At 70.6% G+C, this 1136-nt stretch carries 1 pseudogene; it reads right to left on the bottom strand.

From position 1 onward, the window contains the following. Positions 1–934 (bottom strand): annotated as a pseudogene (locus D7V93_RS43280) (FG-GAP-like repeat-containing protein); the annotation flags it as partial. Between the last annotated feature and the right edge of the window lie 202 nt (positions 935–1136).

The following is a 1136-nucleotide window of genomic DNA, read 5'->3' as shown; positions in this document are numbered from 1 at the left end:
CCCCCAGCCCTCCCACCACGCCCACGCGCCGGAGCACGTCCGGAGACCCCAGCCGGCGCAGCGACTCCCGGCCTCCCGCGCGCCACGCCGCCCGGGCGTGCATGAACACGAAGCGACAGGTGGCCACGGTGAGCGCCGCGTAGAAGAACGTGTAGACGCTCTCCTTCAGGTGCAGCACCAGGTCCACGCAGGTGATGGCCAGGGCGAGCAGCACCTGCCCCTTGCGCGTGCCCGGCGACGTGGCCGGGTCGGTGAGCATGTAGAAGACGAAGATGAAGAACGAGGGCGCGCCCAGCGTGCCCAGGAAGAGCACCTCCGGCGGCAGGTGGTGGCGCAGGATGAACGCGCGCAGCGCCGTCTGGAGCGCGTAGAAGCCGAGGAAGCTCACCACCAGCCAGCCCCGGCCCACGCGGAAGAAGAACAGCACCAGCGCCGCCATCACGATGAAGGCCGACAGCGCCACCTCGCCGTTGGCCCACTGGTACGCGGGCGCCGCGGTGATGAGCTCGCGCGTGACGAGCAGCGACACCGCCACCGCGAACATCGACGGATTGAAGACGTGCCGCCCCTGGAAGGTCAGCACGTACTTGGAGCCGATGGCCAGCCACACCGGCAGCCACAACAGCGTGCTCGCGTGCGAGTAGTTGAGCAGCAGCGCCAGCGAGCAACACGAGATGTACGCGGAGAGCGGCACCACCTTCTGCCGCTTGAGCAGCCAGCCGAGCGCCGCGTCCAGCAGCGTGCCGGAGACGACCAGGAAGGCCATCTGCCCGGGGCTGCGGTTGAAGCCGAAGAAGGTGAAGCCCAGCACGCCGTAGAGCGTGAGCAGCGCCGCGAAGGGCAGCCTCGGGTCGTTCCACCGGGGGAAGACCCAGCCGCCCCACTCCACACGCGGGGCCGCGGGGGCCGGCGTCATCGCCACATCCACACTCATGATTGACCGTCCCGGGACACGCGCGGAGCGTGCCGTGCCAGCCCCCGGGTGTCCAATCCCCACGGGACTTGCATCCGACGCCCATGCATGGAGTCGTAGCCCCTGACGATGTCCCGCCTGTCTCCTGCTCTCCCCCGCCGCGCGGCGGTGCCCCGCGCCCTGCTGGTTCCGGCCACCCCCTCCGGGCTGCTGCGGCTGGCGG

The sequence above is a fragment of the Corallococcus llansteffanensis genome (assembly GCF_003612055.1).
Classification (GTDB): domain Bacteria; phylum Myxococcota; class Myxococcia; order Myxococcales; family Myxococcaceae; genus Corallococcus; species Corallococcus llansteffanensis.
The sequence above is the reverse complement of the archived record's forward strand: the minus strand, read 5'-3'. Positions and strand labels throughout refer to the sequence as shown.